Raw genomic sequence first — 23,674 nt, 5'->3', positions numbered from 1 at the left:
ATTGTATGATTAGCATAATACTATGCATGCATAGTATGTGAAATAATCAATAAAAGTGTAGTATTAGTGAGTGTTTTTAATAGAATTAATGATTTCTTCAAAAGATTCACATTGGTAACTGGCGGAATCTTTAGTGATTACCCAAAACGAGTTCTGGAATTCAAAATTGAAAGAAGAAAGGTCTTTTTGGAAGTTTTTTTGAAGCAGAGAATACAACATTTCTTTGTGAACTTGCGGTGCTGAGATTTGCGGAGCAATAAAATTTTCATTGACCTGGAATAAGGAAGCATTGGTAAGTTCATCATGCTGAAGCAGGATATCTTCAACAATTCCCGAATACAGATGGTTTTCCTTTACATACCATATTTTATCTGCAAATTCTTTAGCCAATCGCCAGTCGTGAGAAGAAAACAAGATGAGCTTATTCTGTTCTTTGGCTAATTTTCTGAGAGTCTTGAGAATAATTACCTTATTTTTTTCGTCCAGATGAGTGGTAGGCTCATCCAAAATAATAATGGGAGAATTCTGAGTAATAGCCCGTCCTATAAATGCTTTTTGAAGGTTTCCGTCTGACAGATTTTTCAAAAGGGTATATCTGTATTGATTCAAATCCAATTCCTCGATAATATGAGCAACTTCTTCACGGTCTTCTTTTTTTAACTCAAAATAAAAAGGGTAGTAGATGTATTTTCCCAGAGAAATAAGATCCTCAACCGTATAATGCTGCGGAATAACCGACTTTGAAAAAACAATAGCAATATTCTCGGCAATTTCTTTTACAGAAAGACTCTTTACATTTTTTCCATTAATAGCAATCTCTCCATTCTGTAAAGGAAGCTGATGCAGAATAGATTTGATCAGTGTTGTTTTTCCTACCCCATTATTACCAATCAGCAGGCATACATCACCAAGCTTCAAATCCGCATTGGCGTTGGAGATTAATGTTGTATTGTAGCCGATATTTGCCTGTTTGATCTGTAGGTACATGCTTTTGTTGGTTGTCTGCAAAAGATTAAAATGTTTTACAAAAATAGTGTTTTAAGGCGCAGGGAATTTGACTTTTCTAAATTTTTATCCTGTTTGATCTATAAGTTGTTCACGATTCTTGTCACTCCGTTTTTGAAAACATCAGATTGAAAGTTAAGCAACATGCCCAATTTACAGTTTGTCATTTTTAAATAAGTTAGAAGTTGCGCTTTATGAGTAGGGTTAATGTAATCGACAGTTTTTATTTCTAAAATTAATTTTTTTTCAATCATTATATCAAGTCTGAAAGCATTCTCTATTTTCAAATCTTCATAAATGATGGGACAAAGTTTTTGTTTTTCTACCATAAAACCTGATTTTGTTAATTCATAGAACATACATTCTTCGTATACATGTTCAAATAATCCCGCTCCAAGTTTTTTATGAATCTTTAAACCGGTTTCAAAAACTACTTTTGATAATTCATTTTCTGTCATTTGTGATGTTTTGTTGAATCTAAATATATGAATTGTTGGTTAATAATTGTGAGATGGAAGATTGTAATCTATGATGTATAAGAAAATTAAAAACCCTCAGAAAGTGTGAGTATAGTTTTATTGATAAAAGGTGTTGGTTAAACGCAAAGGCGCAAAGGTTTGTAATACGTTGTGTATATTTTTAAGGCGCCAGAAAATCAAAGATTTTCAGCAAGAAGGGGTAAGGATATTTTTTGTTTTGAATATGCAGTTTTCAATTTTATCGGAGATAAAATCTTTGCGACTTAAAATTTACAGATTGGATAAAAAATCCTTGCGTCTTTGCGCTCTCCAACAAAAAAATTACACTTTATTCTGTTTCAAAAGCATCATCAGAATCACTGGAATTCCAAATACAGAGCTTATTACATTCAAAGGGATCTGTGTTTTTTCTGCGATAACTGAGAAAAATAACATGATCAGAATTCCCAGAAACATATTAAGAATCCATTGCTGCCATAATTTGGATGGATTGTAGATGAGTCTGCAAAAATGAGGAACAATGATTCCGATAAATAGGATAGGACCTAAAAATGCAGTAATAGAGGCTGAAAGAAGAGAGGACGCTACTATTATTAATAGTTTCAGCTGTTTCAGGTTTACTCCTAAACTTTGTGCATAAGAGTTCCCAAGAGAGTTCCCAATAAGAGGCTTTATCGCTCTGAAACAAATGAAAAGACCTATAGATACTAAGATAAATAGTACATAGATCTGGTTTCTGGTCACCATATTATTAGCTCCGAAAGACCATAAAATATAGTTTTTCAGGCTTTGATTTTCTGCATAAAACTGAAGCAGGGATACAATTGCTCCGGCAAAAGCTGAGACAAGGAACCCGAAGATAATAAGATAAGATTTATCCTGAAACCTGTTAGACATGGACAGAAGAATCAGCATTAACAGTAAACTTCCTCCAATTGCTGATAAACTAAGAAAACTGTTCTGCAGAAACTCAGGCAGTAGAATATTATGGGAAAAGAAAATATAAAAAGCGACCGACAGACTGGCGACCGAAGTGATTCCCAATATATCAGGCCCGGCCAGGGGATTTTGAAAATACTCCTGCATCAGAAAACCTGAAGTAGGAATTGAAATTCCGGCAAGCATCATCACGAGAACACGATTGATACGGATCTCGGCAATCTGATTATGAGCAGAATCTTGAAAAAAGTCGTGGAAACTTAAACTTAAAAATCCTGTGTTCATATTAATGACAGCACTTACAATAATTGCAATCACGAATAATAAACACAGGATTTTAAATCTTTTTGACATGATTCAGAAAGAGTTCAGTCTATTTTTATTGTAAGAAAGAAGCGATTTTTGAATTCAATACATCTTCCGTCATCATTCCCAGATATTCATCGGTCTTATCTCCTTTTCTCATGAAAGTAAAGGGAATAGAACCTCCGTCCCATTGCTTGAAGTTATTATGAAAGAAGTTTTGATCTAATTTTTGTCCATCCAGTAAGATAATATTCCCTCCCAACTTGTTTTCTGTTGCAAAATTTTTAACAGCACCAGCCCATTCTGCCTTATCATCAAGATTTACGAAAGTGAATTTTACAGGTTTTCCCTTCAATTCCTCCATTTTACTTTTAAAGCTTGGAATTTCTCTCATACATGGACCACACCAGGTTGCAAAAAAATTGGTAACATATAATGTATCATTATTTTTGGCTAAGTGCTGGCTTACATTTTCAGGGGAAAGTTCTTTGGGAACGGCTGTATTTTCCTTAGTATCTGTTGGTTGAGATACTGAAAGAGAATCTGTCGCTGTAGTATTTTCAGTTTTCTGACCTTCTTTTTTACAGCTGTACAGTGCAGTAAGAAGTAACGTGGATAAAATTATCTTCTTCATAAATTATTTTTTATCTATTTTTGAATTGAAGTTATGGAACAACAAATCTATAAAGGGAAACTAATACAGTTTCATCCGTTAAAAATAGCGAAAAAGGAAGAGCTGACCAAAAATACTTTTTCTCTGGAGTTCGATATTCCTGAGAATTTAAAAGAAAATTTCAGGTTTGAGGCCGGGCAATTCGTCAGTATACGATTTCAATCACATGGGAAAGAGGTTATTAATGATTATTCAATGACTTCGGCTCCTTATGAGGGTAAAATAAGTCTTGGAATAAAGATTAATTCCTCTGATGGAGCAACTTCTCAGCTGTTTGAAAACTATAATGCAGGTGACGAGATTTGGGTGAGTGAACCTGCCGGAAGATTTACATTGGTTTCCAAGCCAAGTGAATTCAGAACGATTGTTGCTTTCGCTGCCGGTATAGGAATTACTCCTATTCTGAGTCATTTTAAAAATATTCTTCATACCGAGCCGAGAACAAGGTTATTTTTGTTTTTTGGAAATAAAAGCTCGGATGAGTTAATCTATCGCGAACAGTTGGATCATCTTGCCAGAACTTTCGGGGACAGACTTCAGATATTTTACTTTTTTTCACAGGAGAAAACAGGAGATCAGTTTTTTTACGGCAGATTGGATGAAAAAAAATTACACCTTATCATCAATCAAATCCTTCATTTGGATGATACAGACGAAGAGTCTACGATCTGGGATGCTGTAGATGAAGTGCTGATCTGTGGAAAAGGAGAGATGATCAAAACATTGGCTAATGCCTGTTATCACTACGGGATTCCAAAGAAAAATATCCATTTTGAACTTTTTGAAGAATTTAATGATGATATTTATCCTGTAGAAAGAGAATTTCCTCTGATTGAAAATATAGAAGTGGAGTTTACAATATTCGGAAAGAAATATACGGCTCAACTTCCTGATAATAAGGATAAAATCCTTCAGCAACTTTTGATTCAGAAGTTTCCGGTTCCTTATTCCTGTAAGTCAGGAATTTGTGGAAGTTGTGAATGTTCTTTGGATGAAGGTGAAGTGGAACTGTTGGAAAATGAGTATCTTACCGAAAAGGAAGAAGGGCAAGGGCATATTTTAGCTTGCATGTCTATTGTGAAAAGTAAAAAAATAAAGCTTAACTTTGATCTTAGTTGAGAATTATTAGGAACATATTTAACCTGGGTTTTATATCATTGGAATTAGGAATTCTAATGATATGTTTCTGTAATGTATGGGTATTCGGCCTTACCAATGGGAGAACCTATACCAAAATATCAAAAATTCCACCCAGAGAAGTTGCTTTGGTTTTGGGAACATCTCCTAAAATGAGATCCGGAAAATCGAATCCCTACTTTACTAAAAGAATGGATGCGGCAGCACTTCTTTACCATCATGGCAAAATCAAAAAAATTATTGTAAGCGGGGAAAAGAGTAAGGGATATAATGAGCCGGGAGCAATGAAAAACTACCTGATCTACCAAGAGGGTGTTCCGGAAGATATTATTGAGGAAGATCCAAAGGGTTTCAATACTTATAAAAGTATTCTTCGTTGTAAGGATGTTTATAAAAAGAAAAATGTCATTATTGTATCTCAGGGATTTCACAACCTTAGGGCGTTGTTTTTTGCGAGAAATAATGATATGAATGCTTTGGGATTTGACGCTCAGGATGTCACAAAATCTGAAAGCTTTTACAGAAATCAGGCGAGAGAAATCCTCGCCCGTGTGATTGCTGTAGTGTATTTTATTTTAGGCGTTTCCCCGGATTAGAAAGGATATCCGAACGCAATATTAACCGTTGGTTTGAAAGGCTGTAAATTTTTAAATCTCCATCGGTCTCCTTCAGGTTTATTCGGGTCGTAGATCTTGTAGGCAAGGTCAATTCTGGCAGTAACATAAGCTATGTTTAATCTTAATCCGAATCCACTTCCGACACCTACCTGCTTCAGAAACTTATTGAACTTAAACTCATCTCCGTATCCGTCATTATAATTACGAAGACTCCATGTATTCCCGATATCGGTAAATAAGGCTCCCTCGTAGGTTTTATTGAAAGGAATTCGATATTCAATATTGGTAGTAAGCTTTAAGTTATCCGTCATATAGGTACGAACCCTTTCATCCACCTGAGAGTCTGCAGGACCTAATCCTCCAAACGCAACCCATGCTCTGATATCATTGGAACCCCCATTGAAATAAGACTTAATAATTGGCATATCTTCAGAATTTCCATAAGGAATTCCAACTCCGATAAACTGGCGAAGTACCAATGTCTGATTTCCATTAAATTTGAAATATTTTCTGGCATCAATATCAAACTTTACAAACTGTGCATAAGGTAACCCGAAAATAGTTTTTTGAGGACTGGTAACAACCCCTCCATCATTATCTTTTTTGTTGAATAAACTTAAAATATTACCCGCAAGTTCCACTTTTCCGTTAAAGTAAAATGCATTTGGATATTCTTTTTTTCCAATCTCACTGTAAACAAAGTTGTAAATCATGGAAGAAATAAGAACATCCTGTGTCTGTCTATCTTTGTTCACCAAAGTTCCTCTAAACGCTGTTAAAAGATCAGTTCCCTGCTGATTCAGACTTCCACGGTAAGATTCGTTCTCTATAATCTTTTTGGAAACCTCATCTACAGTGAGTTTTCCATCTTTATAATCTTGTCCGGTTTGTGCGGTTTCCGGGTTAAACATAAAATAATTTCCGAAAACCTCATCTTTAACCCTTCCGTCATTCACAAAGTAATCATAGTAGGCATCTTTATTTTAGTCAAACTGACTTGAGTGTTGAATAAGGTAAGCTTATGATATACCTGATCATTCACACTTGCCTGGTAATTCAGTCCTGTATTAAAGATAATTCTTCCTAAACCAATATTGTTTTGTATGGATGCTCCCAGCAAAATAGATGAAGTAGGAGTGTATCGTTTAGGGATGAATTTATAATAGTTAAAAGGAAGCAGCAGTCTCGGGAAATTCAGAGATGCCTGTGCTGATATTTCATAGGCAGCCACTCTTTTATCAATATCCTTCGTACTTCGGATAGAACCAAATGTTCCTGAAAGGCTTGTAGAAAGGTTTTCTGCCCCTTTAAAAATATTTCGGGTAGTAAGGTCTACAGATGGAGAGATCCCGAGATTCAAAATCTGAGAATAATTAACATCTGTCCCCACTTTAAGCTCATATTTCGGAAGTGGTTTCAATACATATAAAACATCAACAATACTGTCATTAGGAGATGTCATTCCACCTTGTCTCAGAGAGTCTCTTGCCTTGACGATACTAAAGTTGTTCATCGCTAAAAGGTTTCTCTTGGTAATGTCCAGCTTAGTTTGGTCGAAAACCTTTTTACTGTCCGGAATAATAGCTCTCCATATAGATGAAAGCTTATATTTATCATTCACCGTATGAAATCTTATTCTTCTTAAGCTGTCTTTCCTGGTATTTTTAGGGTAGTCACCAGGTTCATCAACGATGGCAACATCAATATTTCCAAAAGTGGCAATCTTATAAGGGGTGTCCAGTGAATCTTTATGAATTTCCAATGTCAAAGGAACCTGTTTTTTGCTTTTAAGAGAATCCGCGACAAAATAGACCTCATCATTGGAGGCGTTGAATCTATAGAATCCAAACTCTCTCATCAGGTCGGTAATTCTCACTACTTCTCTTTCCAAGACAGTCTGATCCAGGATATGCCCGGATCTCACAAGACTCCTGCTCAGATTATAGTTGTAGTAACCTTTGATTCCCTGATCCGGAATATTGTAATAATAATCCTTAATCCGGGTAGGCTCGTTATGCTTAATAGAATAATTAACAGATGCTTTTTTAGACGCAGAGTCTAGGGAATGTTTGAATGTTACATCAGCATCCCAATATCCTCTGTAGGTAAGTCTTTTTTTAATAGATTCAGCACTTTTTTCACTTCTGGTCTGATCAAGAATTACCGGTGGTGTTCCCCAATTGTGCAATAAACGATCAAAAAGAAGGCTTTTTCCAACACTGCTTTTCATGTTGTATTTAAGGAATAAAGAGTCTCTCAGCTTCTGATTTCTCATCTCACCTGGATAGGTCATATATTCATTAAGTATGGTGTCGTATTTCGGCTCAGCCATATTATACAAAAGGAGACTCAATGGCATGAAGAGAAATTGCTTTTTGTTGGGCTTCTGCTGAATGTAATCTTTGAGCTCTTCGTCAAAAAATTCTCTCTTATCCTCGAACGCTAAATTGTTCTTGGTAAGGAGATATTCGCCTTCAGGAACTTTTTTTGTTGTACTACAAGCATAAAGGAGACCAACAAATGTTGCAAATGAGATAATTTTATAATATTTTTGAGGAGAATTCTTATAATGCTTACAGCTCATACAATAAAAGTTTTACAATCTTTAGATAAAAAGAAGTTCAGACAAAAATACAATTTGTTTTTGGTTGAAGGTAATAAAATCATTTGTGAACTTTTTAATTCTAACTTTAAAGTTAAAGAAATATTATCAACCGATCCGCAAAAATTGGACCGGACTGATATCCCTATTACTCATATCTCTGAAAATGAATTGAAAAAAATCAGTTTCCTTAAAACTCCAAAAGATTCCATAGCGGTATGTTACCTTGCTGGGGAAGAAAAAATGAGGGATAAGAATATACAATTGGTTTTGGATGGGATACAGGATCCGGGAAATTTAGGAACAATTATACGACTGGCAGATTGGTTCGGAATTGAACAGATTATCTGTAGTGAAGATACGGTGGATTTCTACAATCCAAAAGTGATTCAGGCGACCATGGGCTCGTTTACCCGAGTGAATGTCGTTTATACTGATCTCGTAGAATACCTTTCTAAAACAGAAAATGTAAATGTCGGAACGGATATGGAAGGGGAGAATATCTATACTTTTGAGAAACCGGAAAAGATAAATCTGATTTTAGGAAACGAAGGAAACGGAATGAGACCGGAAACAGAGAAACTTCTACAAAAAAGTATCAGTATTCCAAGGTTTGGAAAATCCCAGTCTACAGAAAGCCTGAATGTTTCTATGGCTGCCGGGATTATTTTGGGACAGCTATTTTCAAAATAAAAGCTAGAAACTAGAGGTTAGAAATTAGTGTAAATCACTGGGTATTCTCTAACTTCTAGTTTCTAACATCTACCTTTTATATCAATTGTTCCAAGCTGGAAACACTTTTATTCTTCTGATATACTTCCATCTTTTTTCTGACATATTTCAATGCTATAGGAGCAAGATAGATCAATGCAGCACCAATCAGTTTTTTCTTCCAATTAGAGCTTTTCATATTATTTTTGGCATAGTTTCCAACGATAGCGGTAACTCCCAGCTTAACGAGGCTGTCTGTAATATTTCCTCCTTTGAAGGCGGAACTAGCAAGCCCCACGGCTGTATTTTTGTTGATCAGAAGGTCTTTTACTTCTGAAGTCAATTGTCTGGCAATGACATCTTTTCTCAATACCACTTTTTCATCACCATCTTCATCTACCTTTTCCTGCAGATACTGATCGCTTAAACCATTGGTAAATGCACTTAAGCTTTCTTTCGTGTTTTGAAGGTAAGAAGGTTTTCCAGATCACTTATTTCCCCTTGAAGCAGTTTTTTCTTTCTTCTTAATTCTTCTATGCTTTCGTATTTTCTGCCCATAGTTTAATGATTTAAAAATTTAATAACCTGATCTGCAACAGCATTGACAATCTTATTTTTGAAGGCAATGACAAAGGCCATTACAAGTGCATAGAATGCAGCAACAATTAAGAATCCGTAGGAGTAATTATCCAGTGCTTTTCCGATAAGAAAGGCTATTCCAAAATTGAAAAGGATAATAAAAAAAGCAAAAGCAACAAGGAGTACTACAAAGTAGGTAATGAGACCAGCAGAAAGAGATGACTTTTCAGTAGCTTCAATTTTCAGAAGATCTATTCTCTTGGAGGCATATTCTTTAATAGTTTCTATCATTGTTTTTTTTAAAGTTACAAAAAAAGGAACTTTCTCACAAAAGTTCCTTTCTGTAATTTACTTAAAAAAGATAAATTACTTATTTTTTAGATCATTCAATTCTGCTTCTACATCCTTTACTACATCTGCCGTTTTAGCAACAATTTGATCTTTGTATTTGTCATATCCGTCTTTCACAGTATGTGCTACTGTGTTTGCAGTTTCTTTGAAAGTAGAAGAAATATTGCTGTACTGGTCTTTCATTTTTTCAGAAACCTCTCCATACTTATCTTTAGCCTGATCTTTAAGATCATTTGCTTTATTTTTAATCTTTTTTCTGGTTTCTTTACCTTCTTCCGGCGCGTATAACATTCCTAAGATTACACCTGCCGCAGCACCTGCAAGAAGTCCTGCCAATATACCTGCTGTATTTTTTTCTTTTCTAGACATTTTAAGTTTTTTAATAATTAATAATAAGATTAGTTTTTACAGTAATAAAACTTACAATTTGTATACCAAAGGAGGCTTTAAGCCTATTAAAAATTGTTAAATCTTTTCGATGTGAGATAAAATAAGATCTATGGTTTCTTCTTTGGTTAATGCTGAGTTATCAATAACGATAGCGTCCTCAGCCTGCTTCAATGGGGCTATTTCGCGCTCGCTGTCAATCTTGTCTCTTTCAATAAGGTTCTGCTTTACCTGTTCTTTATCTGCTTCAATTCCCAGTCCTTTTAGTTCCAAAAATCTCCTGTTGGTTCTTTCGTCAATACTGGCAGTAAGGAAGAATTTATAGTCCGCATTTGGCAGAACTACTGTCCCTATGTCACGTCCGTCCATAATAACACCACCTTTTTCTGCCAAAGAGCGTTGTGACTGCAGCAGAAAATCTCTTACTTCTTTCTGCTTGGCAACCAGGCTTACATTGTCAGATACGATATTGGTGCGGATATCTTTAGAGATATCGATATCATTAAGGAAAAGAATAAGCGTTCCGTCGTTGTTTTTGAATTCAAGTTTGATCTGGTCTAAGGAAGAGAATAATCTGTTCAGATCAATCTCGCTGTTTTCATTCAGACAATGCTGTAATGCATACCAGGTAACTCCTCTGTAAAGTGCCCCTGTATCCATATGAATAAGTCCAAGTTTATCAGCAATGATTTTGGAGATAGAACTTTTTCCGGTAGACGAGTACCCATCGATAGCAATTACAGGTTTTTTCATACTGCAAATTTCAAGATTTTTTCTTAAAAATCAAGGGGAAGTAAAAAAAAATCAGAATAATTAAGAAATTTTCTTCCAGACAGATTATTCTCCTCTGTGGCTGGAAAGGTCCATAGAAATTCCTATTTGATTGACGTTCGAAGAGTTGTGATATCTTACGTGAGCATAATCGATACGGAATCTGGAAACTTTAACTCCAAATCCTGCAGAAAGTCCTGAGAAATTTCTTTGATCTGCAACAGCCAGTTCATTTCCTCTTTTCACATTATATCCCAATCTGATATTGAAATTCTTCTCCGGAAACAATTCTGCTCCCAATGAAAAGTGGTCTGCAATTTTTCTGCCGGCATTCACTTTCTGTCCGTCAAGATTGTATTCGGAAGAAATATCAAATTTCTGAAGATCGTGTGCTGTAATCGTGATCGCAAGAGGGAAGTTCTTTATTATTTTGGTATATCCCACATCAATTCTGAAAGGAAGATTTTCTCTTTCCCCGTTGAATGATTTCAGCTGGAAACCAAAATTTCTCATCACAAGAGAAAGTACTTCTTTGGTCTTTTTATTATGATAGGTAACTCCCGCAGTTCCTGAAATAGCGGAAGAAGTATAGTTGTCAATTTTTGAGGTAATAAAATTAAGTCCTCCACCAATCGTCCAGTCTTCTTCAAACTGGTAGGCGTAGCCCGCACCAATAGCGACATCTGAAGCTTTGAATTCTCCATTTTGAAAACCGCTTTCATCCGTTCTCGGAATACTTCCATAGCTCATATACCTTGCATTGATGGTAGCCATGTGGCCATTCTCAAAGTCTTTGGCATAAGCAATAGTACCGTATTTCGAATCGGCAAGATAAGCCGTTGCGTTGACGGAAAGCTGTTTGTCGGAATCTTTATTTAACAGGGCAGGGTTTGCAATAGCAAAGGAAACATCATAATCTCTTATCGAAATTGCATCTCCACCCAAAGCAGCCTGTCTTGCAGATACAGGTACATTTAAGAACGGATAAACATTTGTTCCTGTTTGTGCATAAGAAACAATTCCTGATAGAAATAATGAAAAAATGATAATTTTCTTCAACTCAATTTATAATTAATGCAAAAATAATCCTTTTTCGTACTTTTCAAAATATTTCTTACATTATTTCTATTTAAATATTTTTCTTCTATCAATATCTTTAATGATTATATTTGCAAAATCAAATTCAGGGGAGACCCATACTAATAAAAAGTTACTAAAAATAAAAGATGAAATATAAAAGAATCCTTCTGAAACTAAGCGGTGAGGCCTTAATGGGAAACAGACAATACGGTATTGATAACGAAAGGCTGCAGGAATATGCTGCAGAGATCAAAACAGTAGTAGAAAAAGGCTGTGAAGTGGCGATTGTGATTGGAGGAGGAAATATCTTCCGTGGTGTAGCAGGAGCTGCAAAAGGAATGGACAGAGTGCAGGGAGATTATATGGGAATGCTGGCAACTGTAATCAATGGAATGGCACTACAGGGAGCTTTGGAAGATGCAGGAATCAAGACAAGACTTCAGTCTGCTATCGAAATGGATAAAGTAGCTGAACCTTTCATCAAAAGAAGAGCAGTAAGACACCTTGAAAAAGGAAGAGTAGTGATCTTCGGAGCAGGAACAGGAAACCCTTATTTTACAACAGATACTGCGGCTACTTTAAGAGCCATCGAAATAGGAGCTGATGTAATCTTAAAAGGAACAAGAGTAGACGGAATCTATGACAGCGATCCTGAGAAGAATGCTGATGCTGTAAAATACAATTCATTATCTTTTGACGAGGTATTTGAGAAAAACCTTAAAGTAATGGATATGACTGCCTTTACTTTGAGTCATGAAAACAAATTGCCTATCATCGTATTCGATATGAATAAAGACGGGAATTTAGAAAAAATTGTAGATGGAGAAAATGTAGGTACTTTGGTTGATTTATAATCAACTTTAGCTGAAAAAATATAATAAACACCTGCCACGATTAGCGTGACAGGTGTTTTTGTTTTTATAATAGTTTTTAATACTTATTGGTCTGCTTCAACATTTTGTGGGGCATTTTCCTTTTCAACCAAAATATAATGGGAAGAAATCCACCCAATGATCTGATTTATTATTTTCATAATCATTTCCAATTCGGAGACAGCAGTTACTCCCGGTACCAGTACAACGTCTGGTTTGGGTAATGGCTGGTCTAAAATAAGACCTTTTACTGGTAGATTAGACCCTATTGCAGGAATACCATTATACATCCCCACATGTTGTATTGATAACTGGAGCATATAGTCCTGCAAGGTCTCAGGAGGTGTTTTGATGATAATCGAGGTGCTGCTTAAGTTTTGGAGTTGACCTAGAAGCGATTGATTTTGTATTCTAGTATAACTGGCTCCTGAATTTGAAGAATCAGTGATAGCCATCGTTTGTAAAGCTGTTAATATGGAGGCCGTCATATTGGTAGTGGCCTGGCCATATATAGTGGAAATTTTCCCCAGTTCTGATACTGGCCATGCATGAGGCACAACATCAAGATCATTCCAGTGCATCGTATTCCAGCTTTGGTAAGGACCTGTTTGTTGCTGCCATCCTGGAGGCAACGGTGGAAATTTACTATTGAACAGACTGGCAAATGCTGTCTCACCCGGCGTTGGTCCGGCAGTAGGATATACAAGCGTTACTCCGAAAGCATTTAGATCTTTATTTTCTTTAAGATAAAGAGCAAGAGTAGGAGATAATGCTCCTGCAAGACTGTGTCCGCAAAATATAATGGCTGTACCCGGATCCGGATTTAAGCCAGCAAGAAACTGCTGGAGTGTGGTATTGGGTGAAGCTGCAGAAGAAGGGCTTTCAAGTTCGAGAAGGATACTTATACCGGTAGCAGTCCCTTTTGAAATATAAGGGTCAGTACCATTATACGCTGACGGAGCGAAATTGGAAGGGTTATAAGTTGTCCAGTTCACAACTTCAGCTACCGAAAAATCTTCTGTTTCCCAGTCATAAAGGGAGGAAGGGTTCGTTGCTGCAATCGCTACAACATAAGTAGGCAATGTAGGACCTCCCGGAAATGCGACAGCATTAGACTTAGCTACATATAATGCATTATCTGCAACACCGGTAGGAACACCTTTTTCATTTTTTTCTTCGATCAGGGCAGGGCCCCAAACAAGATCCCAGCTTCCTAATTTTTCCAGCACTGAAGGATTGGCTGTTGAAGGTGTTTTCTGGTCCATTATTTTAACTGGAGGAACATTGTTAAAATAATAAGATAAATCATACTGAAGCTGTTGCTGCAGTTGGATACCAAAACCGTTGTAGCCCCCGGCACGGTTGGCAAGACCTGACATAGCAAAAACTTGTTGATAGGCGTCTAAAGATGGATTTGTCATAATGTGATTGGTTTAAAATTAGTTTTTAAAATGATAAGAGTTATCTTTCAGGGAATTATCTTTTGTAAGACTTTCCATTTTTTATCATAGCATTGATCTTATTTCAAGATCAGCCATGTTTATCAATAAGAAGCTTCTTTAAAAGCACATAGTAAAATAAGCCATAAAAAATGATATGTCAGTAAGTAGAAATGCCCAAAATATAAGATAGGTATTTGTACTTCAGGTTCTTGGCTTCAGTAGAGTTTTCAAACAAGCAGTTACCCTGCAGGGGGAACTGCACAAAATCCATCTATGGAAATAGCTATTATTCAAAAACAATTATTATTTTTGCAGCATTGAATAGAAAAAAATAGTTTAAAACAGTTAGAAATCACTGGTTTTTACAGTGTTTTTTAATTTTAAACAATTGATATTCAGACTTATTAATAGATGTGTAACTTATCAAACTTTAATATAATAATGGAAGAATTAGATCTTATATTAGAATCTGTAAAACAAGACATGGATGGGGCTGTAAAGCACTTGGATCATGCATTTCAAAGAATTAGAGCAGGACGTGCTTCTACAGCAATGGTTCAGGATGTAATGGTAGAATATTATGGAGCACCTACTCCTATCAACCAGGTTGCGAATGTTTCTGTTCCGGATGCAATGACAATCTCTATTCAACCTTGGGACAGAACCGCAATCAATGCAATTGAAAAAGCGATCATCAACTCAAATTTAGGTTTTGCACCTTCTAATAATGGAGAGAATATTATCCTGAATGTTCCGCCTTTGACGGAGGAAAGAAGAAGAGAGCTTGCAAAACAAGCTAAAGTGGAAGCTGAAAATACTAAAGTAACTGTAAGAAATGCAAGACAGGATGGTTTGAAAGAACTTAAAAAATTAGAAGGCGTTTCTGAAGATGTTGTAAAAGGTGTGGAAGAAGAAATCCAGGCTTATACAGATAAATATGTAAAACTTTGCGATGAGCATCTTAAGACAAAAGAAGCTGAAATTATGAAAGTATAATTTTCAGTTATTTGAAAATAATCAAGAGGTTTCCAATGGGAGCCTCTTTTTTTGTAGGATAAAGTTCAATAGCAGTAGTTTTTTATGTTGATGCTGTACACAAAGAGAATGATGGGATATCAAAAGAAAATATTTTCTATGAGGATTTTCCTTTTCAAATAAATATAATCTTTATAGTAGTATCCATTTTTAATAGTGTAGCTTTAGATGTTAATTTGTAAAAATGACATTTTCAATATATTAAGTTATTTTTTTATTGTAGAACAATGAGGCCGGAAGCTTTAATGATTCTGTTGTTTTCATTGGACCTCTTGTTACTAGCAGGAGGTTTTGTTTGACTCAATTCACTCTACCAAGAACTAACAGATCTTCATGGATGTTTTTTAGCAGCATCTTTTTTGTTTTTTTATTGAAAATTAAAGTTATTGAATGATAGAATGTTGCATTTTTATCAGTGATGATCTGTATTCTTTGCATAAAAAGAAATGATGATTATTAGCTTTTAATCGTTATATTTACAAAATTATTCCGATTTATTATATAATGATCTGGAAATCAAAATGCTAAAGCGATGACTAAATTTATTGGTGTAGGCAACTACATCCCATCGGAAACAATAACCAATTTATTTTTTGATAAACATATTTTTCTTAATGAAGAAGGGGTATTATTAAAAGAGAATAATGCTTCCATTACAGACAAGTTAAAAAAATTACAGGTATTGAAGAAAGGAGATATGCCCATAGCACAGAGGTCACTTCAGATCTTGGCTTTATTGCCGCCCGCGCGGCAATAGAAGATGCAGGGATAGATCCTGAAACATTAGATTATGTCATATTTGCCCATAATTTCGGAGATGTCCGTTTCGGGACCATTCAGTCTGATTCGGTACCCAGCCTTGCAGCAAGAGTAAAACATTTATTAGGGATCAGAAATAACTTCTGCGTTGCCTATGATGTTCTTTTTGGCTGTCCTGGATGGATTGAAGGAGTGATACAGGCTAATGCCTTTATTAAAGCGGGTATTGCAAAACGATGTTTGGTTATTGGTGCTGAAACGCTTTCCCGTGTAGTGGATATTCACGACAGAGACAGTATGATCTATGCTGATGGAGCAGGAGCGGCTATTCTGGAAGTTAACAACGATGACGATTCTGGTATAAAGGCCCATTTATCGGCTTCTTATACATTCAATGAGAAAGATTTCCTGTATTTTGGAAAATCTTACAACAATGATAAATGTCCGGATACTCGATACATCAAAATGGATGGAAGGAAAATATATGAGTTTGCTCTTATAAATGTTCCTGATGCCATGAAAAGATGTCTGGACAGCAGTGGTTTTACCATTGACCAGCTGGATAAAATCATTATTCACCAGGCGAATGAAAAAATGGATGAAGCCATCGTTAGCAGGTTTTATCAATTGTATGAAAAACCGGTTCCTGAAAATATAATGCCTATGGTTATTCATAAACTTGGAAACAGCAGTGTGGCAACTATTCCCACTTTGTTGACAATGATTTTAAAGGATGAAATGGAGCATCATAAGATTAAGAAAAATGATGTAGTATTATTTGCTTCAGTAGGAGCAGGAATGAATATTAACGCTTTTGTTTATCAGTTTTAAGCTTGTAAAATACACTGAAATTATAGAAATATAAACTTCAGTTTTAAGAATATAAAAAGAGGGTTCCCATCGGAATCCTCTTTTGTTTTTATAGTATTGTATTGATGCTTTCTGGTCTTTGTGTTTTACATAAAGTTTTCCTAGGATAGTATGGAGTGTTTGATAAAAATACAAATAAATTAAGATCACAAAAAAGACTTTCGATTGAAAGCCTTACATTTATTTTATTTACAATTTTCATTGTAATCATAGATCACTTCATTGATAATTGAAAGTTTATCTACTGTAGAATTGCTGATTTCGTCTCTGATAAATTTCCCAAGACCGCTTCTTTTCTTCTCTTCATTTTTCAGGGAACCATATTCTCCTTTTGTAATTTTTGCTTTTACATAAGGGCAGTCTGCAAGGATAATTTTTGCTTTTGCGGGGGTCAGTTCCTCTACTTTTCCGTTTTTCTTAGAAAAGATATAATTCGGGTTTTCTTTTAGTCTTTCTGTTTCTGCATAGGTGATTGCCTGTGTACTGTTTGCAGAAAGAGCTGTAGGATAACCATACAACTTATAAACAGTTATTTTACCCTCTACTATAACTTCTGCAAACTGATCCGTTCTGGAAAGATTATTGATCGCTTTAAAGCCTGCTGCCAATCCTGTTGTGCTTTCAAAACTGTTTAAAGCTTCTCTCATATTGGAATATTTTACAGACTTAAAAACTCTTGGAGTATCGCCTTCATACAGCATATATTCTTTGATGTCATTTGTATCGTAGGTTTTAAATTTGATTTTGTTTTTTACTTTATCAATATCAGCAACTGCAGCAAATTTTACTTTTAACTGATTTTGCCATGGGCTGGAGTAGCCTCCGTGCAGATGTATAACTCCTTCCGTTTTCCTTCCTGATTTATCAATAATGTATCCGTATTTTTCACCATTATAGGTTCCGTTTTCATCTTGCTCCTGAGCATAGACATTCAACGAAAGAAGACCAAATAGGCCAATAATTAGTAATTTCTTCATGGTTTTGTTTTAAATTCCAGCAAATATAAATTTTATATTCAATAATATGAAACTAAATGTTTTGCTAAAAATCAATAAAAAAGCTCCGAAAAAATCGAAGCTTTACTATTAATCTTATTTCTTGTATCAGAATTACTGATATCTCTGATGTTCTTTACTTTTTGTAAACCTTTTTGTGATCGGTTTGAATAGTGTTTTGTATTTTTCCGCATCAAATAATTGTGAATCGGTAAGTGCTTTATATGTCATCCATACTCCAAAAGGAAGAAGGATCAGGTTAGGAAGCCACGCTGCAAGATAAGGGTTCATTTTCCCGCTCCATGACATGTTTTCTACCCCAACATTCATTACATAAAAGATAATGAAAATGACAATCGCAATGATTACCGGAAGTCCCATTCCTCCTTTTCTGATGATAGACCCCAAACTGGCTCCAATCAGGAAGAAGATAATACAGGTCACCGAATAAGCAACAATTCTCTGCTGATAGATTACCACCTTACTGAAGTATTTTACATTGGAACTGTACTCATTCTTTTTAGACTCCAAAGTTGATTTTAGGTTTTCTAACCTGTTGTAGGAGTTATAAATGATTTCCAGTTTTTTGTCACCTTTTACCGTATCCAGTTTTATCTGGGTTTTGGGAGCCACCTTATGTTTGTTGCCCTTATCCATATAAGTGACAACGGAATTAGTCTGGTTAAGGACCTCAGAGCCTATATTGTCAAAGAACTGTTTATTGTCTTTCTTGTTCTTAGCAATCGTTCCATTGAGCTGGTTATACGTCTGGAAACGGTAGTCGTCTGTAATCTGTTCTTTTTCGATCGCTTTATTAATGATCTCACTGATGTCAAAGTGGGAAGTAAGGGTATCAAATTTAATAGCCTGATCAGGCTGTTTCTGTCTTACATTGTCACCTTTTCCAGCGAATGCATCTTCAAATACATATCCGTTATACAAGACAAGCTTTAGGTAGTTCTTATTCGCAGCCGGAACAAACTTTCCTTTTTCTGCCACTACAGATTGTTGATTTTCGTAAGCATTGGCTTTTTTATGAACAAAAACTCCTTCAATATTTTCTCCGTTTTCTCCGTATATTTTGTCAAACTTTACCATGTAACCAGGAATCTGATCAATAAACTGCCCCGGGGTAAAATTGATTGCCGGCTTTGTCTGGGCAATATTGAAAAGCATGTTCTTGGCTTTTTTCTGAAAATCCGGGATAATATTATTAGAGAAGAAAAACAGCATGATAGCAAGTGCCGTTGAAATTCCAAGCAAAGGAGTCATTACCCTTGTCAAAGGAATTCCTGCTGCTTTCATTGCGGCAAGCTCATACCGTTCACCAAATTCCCCGAATGACATGATACTCGCGAGGAGGATCGTAAGTGGAAGAACCATACTGATAACGTTTACCCCAAGGTAAAAAAGAAGTTTGAGGATCTGCCAGTAGCTTAACCCTTTTCCCATAAATTGTCCCAACTGAACCCAGATAATGTTTACAATAAAAATGAAAAACAATACGCTGAATATAAAGAAAAACGGTCCAAAGAAGGTTTTTATGATATATCGGTCTAGTATTTTTAACATGCGCCAAAATTAATCAAAAAGCCACAAAGTTTACTTGTGGCTTTTTATATTTTGTTATTTTTTTAATTTAAAAAGCAAATTTGCTTATTTGCGAATTCACTTTCAGCTTTTTAAAGTTCTGTAATTACGTAGTTTTTGAACTTATTCTTGTCAAAAACAAACATATTAGGATCCAATTCCTGGTTTTCTTTGTATTCTTTAATCGCAATTACAGCAACATCTTTGTTATTTCCGTGCTGTTCCAGTTTTACCATTTGCTTTTTCGCAGAATCTACAAAAATGTACACAAACTGTATTCCGTTTGCTTTTACAGGCGTCAGTTTAATAAAATCAGCATTGACACCGTTAACCATTTTCTTCCCGTTATACGTTACGTTATAATCGTTTCTATAGGTTGTAAGATAATTGATAGGGGAGAACATGGTGCCACTTCCATTAGGTTTAGCAACCGTTACTTCCATATCATCAGCATTGATATTGTAAATTTTGTTTCCGTCGAAGATCTGCTCTGTATCCATGATCTTCAGTTTGTATTTTTCTCCGGCAACATAATAAATACCCGGTTCCGTTTTCGTAACCTGTCCGTTAAGACCGCTTCCAAAAGAAAATTTGAAGTAAGAATTCTTTTTAGAATTGTAGTTGGCTGTAATATCATCTAATATCTTTTTGGCTTTAGCATCAATCTTCTGAGCATTCGCCATACCTACTGCACTTACAACAAAACTTCCTAATATAACTTTTGAAATAATATTTTTCATTTTTTTATTTAATAATCTTTAGACATTCTTAATTTTGAAAGGTTAAATCGTTCAATTTTCCCTTTAACTACGCAGATCTTCCAAAAACTGTTCCAAAGAATGAAGGTCACTGATGATCACCTCTCTTGCTTTGGCTCCGTTAAAACCTCCTACAATACCACTTGCTTCCAACTGATCCATGATTCTTCCGGCTCTGTTGTACCCAAGTTTCAATTGTCTCTGAAGCATTGAGGTAGATCCCTGCTGAGTAGAAACAATAATTCTGGCAGCGTCTTCAAATAAAGCATCCTTTTCATTCGGGTCAAAAGTACCTACTGAACTTGTAGAATCTTCAGAAACATATTCAGGAAGTAAGAATGCTGAAGCATATCCTTTTTGCTCTCCAATAAACTCTGCAAGTCTTTCTACTTCCGGAGTATCTACGAAAGCACACTGAAGTCTTAAGATTTCGTTTCCGTTGAAATAAAGCATATCTCCTTTACCAATCAGCTGATCTGCTCCTGTAGAGTCAAGGATTGTTCTGGAGTCTACACTGGAAATTACTCTAAAGGCTGCTCTTGCAGGGAAGTTGGCCTTGATCATACCCGTAATTACGTTTACAGAAGGTCTTTGTGTTGCAACGATAAGGTGAATACCTACGGCTCTTGCAAGCTGTGCGAGTCTGGCGATCGGTAATTCAACTTCTTTCCCTGCTGTCATAATCAAATCTGCAAACTCGTCTACTACCAATACAATATAGGGTAAATAACGGTGTCCGTTTTCAGGATTTAATTTTCTTTCTGTAAATTTCTTATTGTACTCTTTCAGGTTTTTACAGAAAGCATTTTTCAGAAGGTCATATCGGGTGTCCATCTCAACACAAAGAGAGTTCAGGGTATTGATTACTTTATTGGTATCTGTAATGATCGCTTCTTCCGCATCTGGCAGTTTTGCTAAATAATGTCTTTCAATTTTTGAATATAATGAAAGTTCCACTTTTTTAGGATCCACCATAACGAACTTCAGTTCACTTGGGTGTTTTTTGTAAAGAAGAGAAGTAAGAATGGCGTTAATCCCTACAGATTTACCCTGACCTGTTGCTCCTGCCATAAGCAAGTGAGGCATTTTTGAAAGGTCGGCCATAAAAACTTCGTTGGAGATTGTCTTACCAAAAACCACCGGGAGATCCATATCCGTATTTTGGAATTTGTGAGAAGCAATTACAGAACGCATAGAAACCATTGTAGGGTTTTTTCTTGGCACCTCAATACCTATAGTTCCCTTTCCAGGCATCGGAGCAATAATTCTGATTCCTAAAGCAGAGAGGTTCAGTGCGATGTCATCTTGTAGTTTTTTGATGGCTGCTACTCTGATTCCCGCTTCCGGAACAATTTCGTATAAAGTAACGGTAGGACCTATGGTAGCTTTGATCTCTGCAATTCCTACGTTGAAATTCTTCAGAAGTCCAACAATCTTATTTTTATTTTCTTCTAACTCTTCCTTGTTAATAGAAATCTCTTCGTTTCCATAGTCTTTCAGTAAATCTACAGGCGGCATCTGGAAATTAGCCAGGTCCAGCTTGTGGTCATACAAACCATGTTTTTCTACAAGCTCCTGTGATTTTTTATCAGAATCGTCCAGAATATCAATAACCGGAGCTATTTCTACATTGAATTTAATGTTTTCCTGCGCAGGGGAAGGTGCTGCAGGAGATGGAGTAGAAGGCCTGATATCAAATGCTTCCTCCGGAGTGGAAACCGGAATAACTGGTTTTGTAGATAAATTTAAGCTTACCGGTTGGTTCACTTCTCTTGGCTCCGCTTCAAAAGAAGTATGATTGGGAGTGGTAATTGTTTCTATATTGGTAGAAAGCGGAACTTCAGGAAATCCTTTCGGAATACTCACCGGTTCTGGCTCTTTCACTGTATTAATTGAATTATTGGAACTATTACTGGAAACTTCGCTTACCGTAACACGAGGAGCAACTTCCTGTTCTGCCTCTTCCATTTCTTCTTTCAATTCCTCATCAGCTTCGAAATCTTCATCAGAATCAGGAATCATAGATTTTACTTTTCCAATTGTATTTTCATTGATCTTATCCAGTTTTGCTTTGATGGAACTTGGACGAAGATTAAATTCAAGAATAAAATATAAAAGAATACTTGCTGCCAATACAGTCCACAGACCTACTGTTCCAATGATAGAATTAAGGTAATCCATAATCTGAAATCCATAGACTCCTCCTAAAACACCTTGCCCTTTGGTAAGTGCTCCCATAAAAATAGGAAGCCAGCAGATGAAGAATAAAGAATGTCCGATGGTTTTCCAGGGTTTGAAGATTTTTTTCTTAAGAATCATCGTACCGACTACTAAAAATAAAAATGCAATAATAAATGAGGCAATACCAATACTTTCGAAAATGAAAATATTTCCCAGCCAATCACCCACCTTACCAAAGATATTTGAAGATTGTATAGTTTTGTCCAGCATCGTTCCCGCTTGACTTTGATCTGCTTTCCAGTTCATTAAATAAGAGATGAATGAGAAGGCGAGAACAGCCGAGAACAGTATAAAAGTAAGCCCGGAAAAAATACGGGGCTTAGATAAAATTCTGCCTTTTTCAGGCAATTCATTCTGTTTTTTTGTGTCTTTTTGTCCATAATATCAATGTCACAAATTTAATGTTTTTTCAACACTAAAAGAATCTTTTTTCTCCAAAAAACATTTTGGAAATCCCGCTTTTTACAGCGATTATTTAAAACTTGATTGAAAAATATTTTCTACTATTTAGAAAATAAAATAAGACTATTTTTTTTGTTTATCCAAATCTGATCCTGTTAAATTATATTAACTAGTTGTTTTTTGTTTTGTTTTAAAAAGATAATAAAATTTCTGATTTAAATCTGCAGGGATAAAAAAATAATAATATTTGAGAATACAGTTGATATTATAGAAGGTTAGCTGTGTTTTTGAACTAGTTCAAAGGTTAAGATCCGGAGCCTATGTAATTTTGTCTCATAAAATTTCACATATGAAAAATAGACTCAAAACAATTCTGGCCTTAGGTCTGGTATTTATTTCACTGATTACAATGAACGCACAACAAAAACAAAAAATGGAAAACACCGCATTATTAATTATCGACGTACAAAATGATTATTTCCAGGGAGGAAAAATGACATTGGAAAAAGCGGAGCAGGCTGGAGAAAATAGTAAGAAGGTTTTAGAATATTTCAGGGAAAATAATCTTCCTGTTATTCATATTCAACATATTTCTACGAATGACGGCGCCACTTTTTTTCTTCCGAATACGGATGGAGCTAAAATTAACCGTTTAGTTTCACCAAGAGAGAATGAGAAAATAATTACCAAACATTTTCCCAACAGCTTTAGAGAAACTGATCTTTTGAACTATCTAGAATCAAATAAAATCAAAAACCTTGTGATTACAGGAATGATGACCGATGTTTGTGTAGAAGCAACTACCAGAGCGGCTTTCGATTTCGGTTTTCATAATACAATTATTGGAGATGCTACAGCAACCAGAAACAGGGAGCTTAATGGGGAAGTGGTGAAAGCAGCGGAGATTCAAAGATCTTTTTTGGCAGGTATTTCTGCTCTAGGAAATCTTTATGCTGGTATAACAAATACAAATGAGTTTTTAAGTAAGTAGATTTAAAAGTGAGCATGTTTTGGATACGCAAGGGCGCAAAATGATATTAAAAAGTGCTTTATAAGACGCAAGGATTTTATCT

The 23,674-nt window shown here is 35.6% G+C and carries 20 protein-coding genes and 2 pseudogenes; 7 read left to right on the top strand and 15 right to left on the bottom strand.

The genetic code is table 11. The annotated features are described in order from the left end of the window. Positions 1-63: 63 nt before the first annotated feature. The 4 genes from LF886_RS14210 to LF886_RS14195 all read right to left on the bottom strand — a co-directional run bounded on the left by LF886_RS14210 (position 64) and on the right by LF886_RS14195 (position 3,363). A complete protein-coding gene (locus tag LF886_RS14210) occupies positions 64-1,008 on the bottom strand; it encodes an ABC transporter ATP-binding protein (RefSeq protein WP_410684917.1) in 945 nt (314 codons plus the stop codon). A 77-nt stretch (positions 1,009-1,085) separates the two neighbouring features. Further along, positions 1,086-1,463 carry a GxxExxY protein gene (locus LF886_RS14205; protein ID WP_236850154.1) on the bottom strand — a complete coding sequence of 126 codons (378 nt, stop codon included), beginning with the start codon at positions 1,461-1,463 and terminating at the stop codon, positions 1,086-1,088. A 342-nt stretch (positions 1,464-1,805) separates the two neighbouring features. Further along, a complete protein-coding gene (locus LF886_RS14200) occupies positions 1,806-2,777 on the bottom strand; it encodes an iron ABC transporter permease (protein WP_236850153.1) in 972 nt (323 codons plus the stop codon). Positions 2,778-2,802: 25 nt separating this feature from the next. Then, positions 2,803-3,363, bottom strand: coding sequence for a TlpA family protein disulfide reductase (locus LF886_RS14195; protein ID WP_236850152.1), 561 nt, complete (start codon positions 3,361-3,363; stop codon positions 2,803-2,805). A gap of 33 nt (positions 3,364-3,396) precedes the next feature. Here LF886_RS14195 and LF886_RS14190 point away from each other — a divergent pair, with 33 nt between their 5' ends. Together LF886_RS14190 and LF886_RS14185 are read left to right on the top strand one after the other, a co-directional pair. Continuing rightward, entirely contained in the window at positions 3,397-4,521 is a 1,125-nt protein-coding gene (locus LF886_RS14190) for a ferredoxin--NADP reductase (protein ID WP_236850151.1), read from the top strand. A gap of 56 nt (positions 4,522-4,577) precedes the next feature. Beyond that, on the top strand, positions 4,578-5,135 hold the full coding sequence (locus LF886_RS14185) for a vancomycin high temperature exclusion protein (RefSeq protein WP_394337108.1): 558 nt from the start codon (positions 4,578-4,580) through the stop codon (positions 5,133-5,135). Here the strand turns inward: LF886_RS14185 and LF886_RS24135 are convergent. Further along, a pseudogene (locus tag LF886_RS24135) lies at positions 5,132-7,740 on the bottom strand (BamA/TamA family outer membrane protein). The gene LF886_RS14185 and the pseudogene LF886_RS24135 overlap by 4 nt on opposite strands. Here LF886_RS24135 and LF886_RS14175 point away from each other — a divergent pair. Further along, a complete protein-coding gene (locus LF886_RS14175) occupies positions 7,726-8,451 on the top strand; it encodes a TrmH family RNA methyltransferase (protein ID WP_236850150.1) in 726 nt (241 codons plus the stop codon). The pseudogene LF886_RS24135 and the gene LF886_RS14175 sit on opposite strands and share 15 nt — an antisense overlap. A 76-nt stretch (positions 8,452-8,527) precedes the next feature. Here the strand turns inward: LF886_RS14175 and LF886_RS14170 are convergent, their stop codons facing one another. The 5 genes from LF886_RS14170 to porQ all read right to left on the bottom strand — a co-directional run bounded on the left by LF886_RS14170 (position 8,528) and on the right by porQ (position 11,616). After that, positions 8,528-8,839, bottom strand: coding sequence for a hypothetical protein (locus LF886_RS14170; RefSeq protein WP_236850149.1), 312 nt, complete (start codon positions 8,837-8,839; stop codon positions 8,528-8,530). A 191-nt stretch (positions 8,840-9,030) separates the two neighbouring features. After that, positions 9,031-9,339: a phage holin family protein gene (locus tag LF886_RS14165; protein ID WP_103234809.1), complete on the bottom strand. Its 309-nt coding sequence runs from the start codon at positions 9,337-9,339 to the stop codon at positions 9,031-9,033. Between the two features lie 75 nt (positions 9,340-9,414). Continuing rightward, positions 9,415-9,768 carry a YtxH domain-containing protein gene (locus tag LF886_RS14160; RefSeq protein WP_236850148.1) on the bottom strand — a complete coding sequence of 118 codons (354 nt, stop codon included), beginning with the start codon at positions 9,766-9,768 and terminating at the stop codon, positions 9,415-9,417. 96 nt (positions 9,769-9,864) lie between these two features. After that, a complete protein-coding gene (gene cmk / locus LF886_RS14155) occupies positions 9,865-10,539 on the bottom strand; it encodes a (d)CMP kinase (protein ID WP_124531164.1) in 675 nt (224 codons plus the stop codon). Positions 10,540-10,623: 84 nt separating this feature from the next. Then, positions 10,624-11,616 carry a type IX secretion system protein PorQ gene (gene porQ / locus LF886_RS14150; RefSeq protein WP_236850147.1) on the bottom strand — a complete coding sequence of 331 codons (993 nt, stop codon included), beginning with the start codon at positions 11,614-11,616 and terminating at the stop codon, positions 10,624-10,626. Between the two features lie 167 nt (positions 11,617-11,783). Between porQ and pyrH the strand changes: the two genes are divergently transcribed. Then, positions 11,784-12,491 (top strand): UMP kinase, encoded by a 708-nt coding sequence (pyrH, locus tag LF886_RS14145; protein WP_109738992.1) that lies wholly within the window; start codon positions 11,784-11,786, stop codon positions 12,489-12,491. 83 nt (positions 12,492-12,574) lie between these two features. Here the strand turns inward: pyrH and LF886_RS14140 are convergent, their stop codons facing one another. Further along, entirely contained in the window at positions 12,575-13,930 is a 1,356-nt protein-coding gene (locus LF886_RS14140) for a lipase family protein (RefSeq protein WP_236850146.1), read from the bottom strand. 462 nt (positions 13,931-14,392) lie between these two features. Here LF886_RS14140 and frr point away from each other — a divergent pair, with 462 nt between their 5' ends. Both frr and LF886_RS14130 read left to right on the top strand, forming a co-directional pair. Beyond that, positions 14,393-14,947: a ribosome recycling factor gene (frr, locus tag LF886_RS14135; protein WP_236850145.1), complete on the top strand. Its 555-nt coding sequence runs from the start codon at positions 14,393-14,395 to the stop codon at positions 14,945-14,947. 571 nt (positions 14,948-15,518) lie between these two features. Next, a pseudogene (locus LF886_RS14130) lies at positions 15,519-16,576 on the top strand (3-oxoacyl-ACP synthase III family protein). Positions 16,577-16,800: 224 nt separating this feature from the next. Here the strand turns inward: LF886_RS14130 and LF886_RS14125 are convergent. The 4 genes from LF886_RS14125 to LF886_RS14110 all read right to left on the bottom strand — a co-directional run bounded on the left by LF886_RS14125 (position 16,801) and on the right by LF886_RS14110 (position 22,547). After that, a complete protein-coding gene (locus LF886_RS14125) occupies positions 16,801-17,592 on the bottom strand; it encodes a hypothetical protein (RefSeq protein WP_236850144.1) in 792 nt (263 codons plus the stop codon). A 132-nt stretch (positions 17,593-17,724) separates the two neighbouring features. After that, the gene (locus LF886_RS14120) at positions 17,725-19,182 is read right to left on the bottom strand and encodes an LptF/LptG family permease (RefSeq protein WP_236850143.1); all 1,458 of its coding nucleotides are present in this window, start codon (positions 19,180-19,182) and stop codon (positions 17,725-17,727) included. A gap of 110 nt (positions 19,183-19,292) precedes the next feature. Then, complete coding sequence (locus tag LF886_RS14115; protein ID WP_109738988.1) at positions 19,293-19,940, bottom strand: LolA family protein; 648 nt, start codon at positions 19,938-19,940, stop codon at positions 19,293-19,295. Between the two features lie 63 nt (positions 19,941-20,003). Further along, positions 20,004-22,547 (bottom strand): FtsK/SpoIIIE family DNA translocase, encoded by a 2,544-nt coding sequence (locus LF886_RS14110; protein ID WP_236850142.1) that lies wholly within the window; start codon positions 22,545-22,547, stop codon positions 20,004-20,006. 403 nt (positions 22,548-22,950) lie between these two features. Between LF886_RS14110 and LF886_RS14105 the strand changes: the two genes are divergently transcribed. After that, on the top strand, positions 22,951-23,592 hold the full coding sequence (locus LF886_RS14105) for a cysteine hydrolase family protein (protein WP_236850141.1): 642 nt from the start codon (positions 22,951-22,953) through the stop codon (positions 23,590-23,592). Positions 23,593-23,674: the final 82 nt, after the last annotated feature.

The sequence above is a fragment of the Chryseobacterium sp. MEBOG07 genome (assembly GCF_021869745.1).
Taxonomy (GTDB): domain Bacteria; phylum Bacteroidota; class Bacteroidia; order Flavobacteriales; family Weeksellaceae; genus Chryseobacterium; species Chryseobacterium viscerum.
The sequence above is the reverse complement of the archived record's forward strand: the minus strand, read 5'-3'. Positions and strand labels throughout refer to the sequence as shown.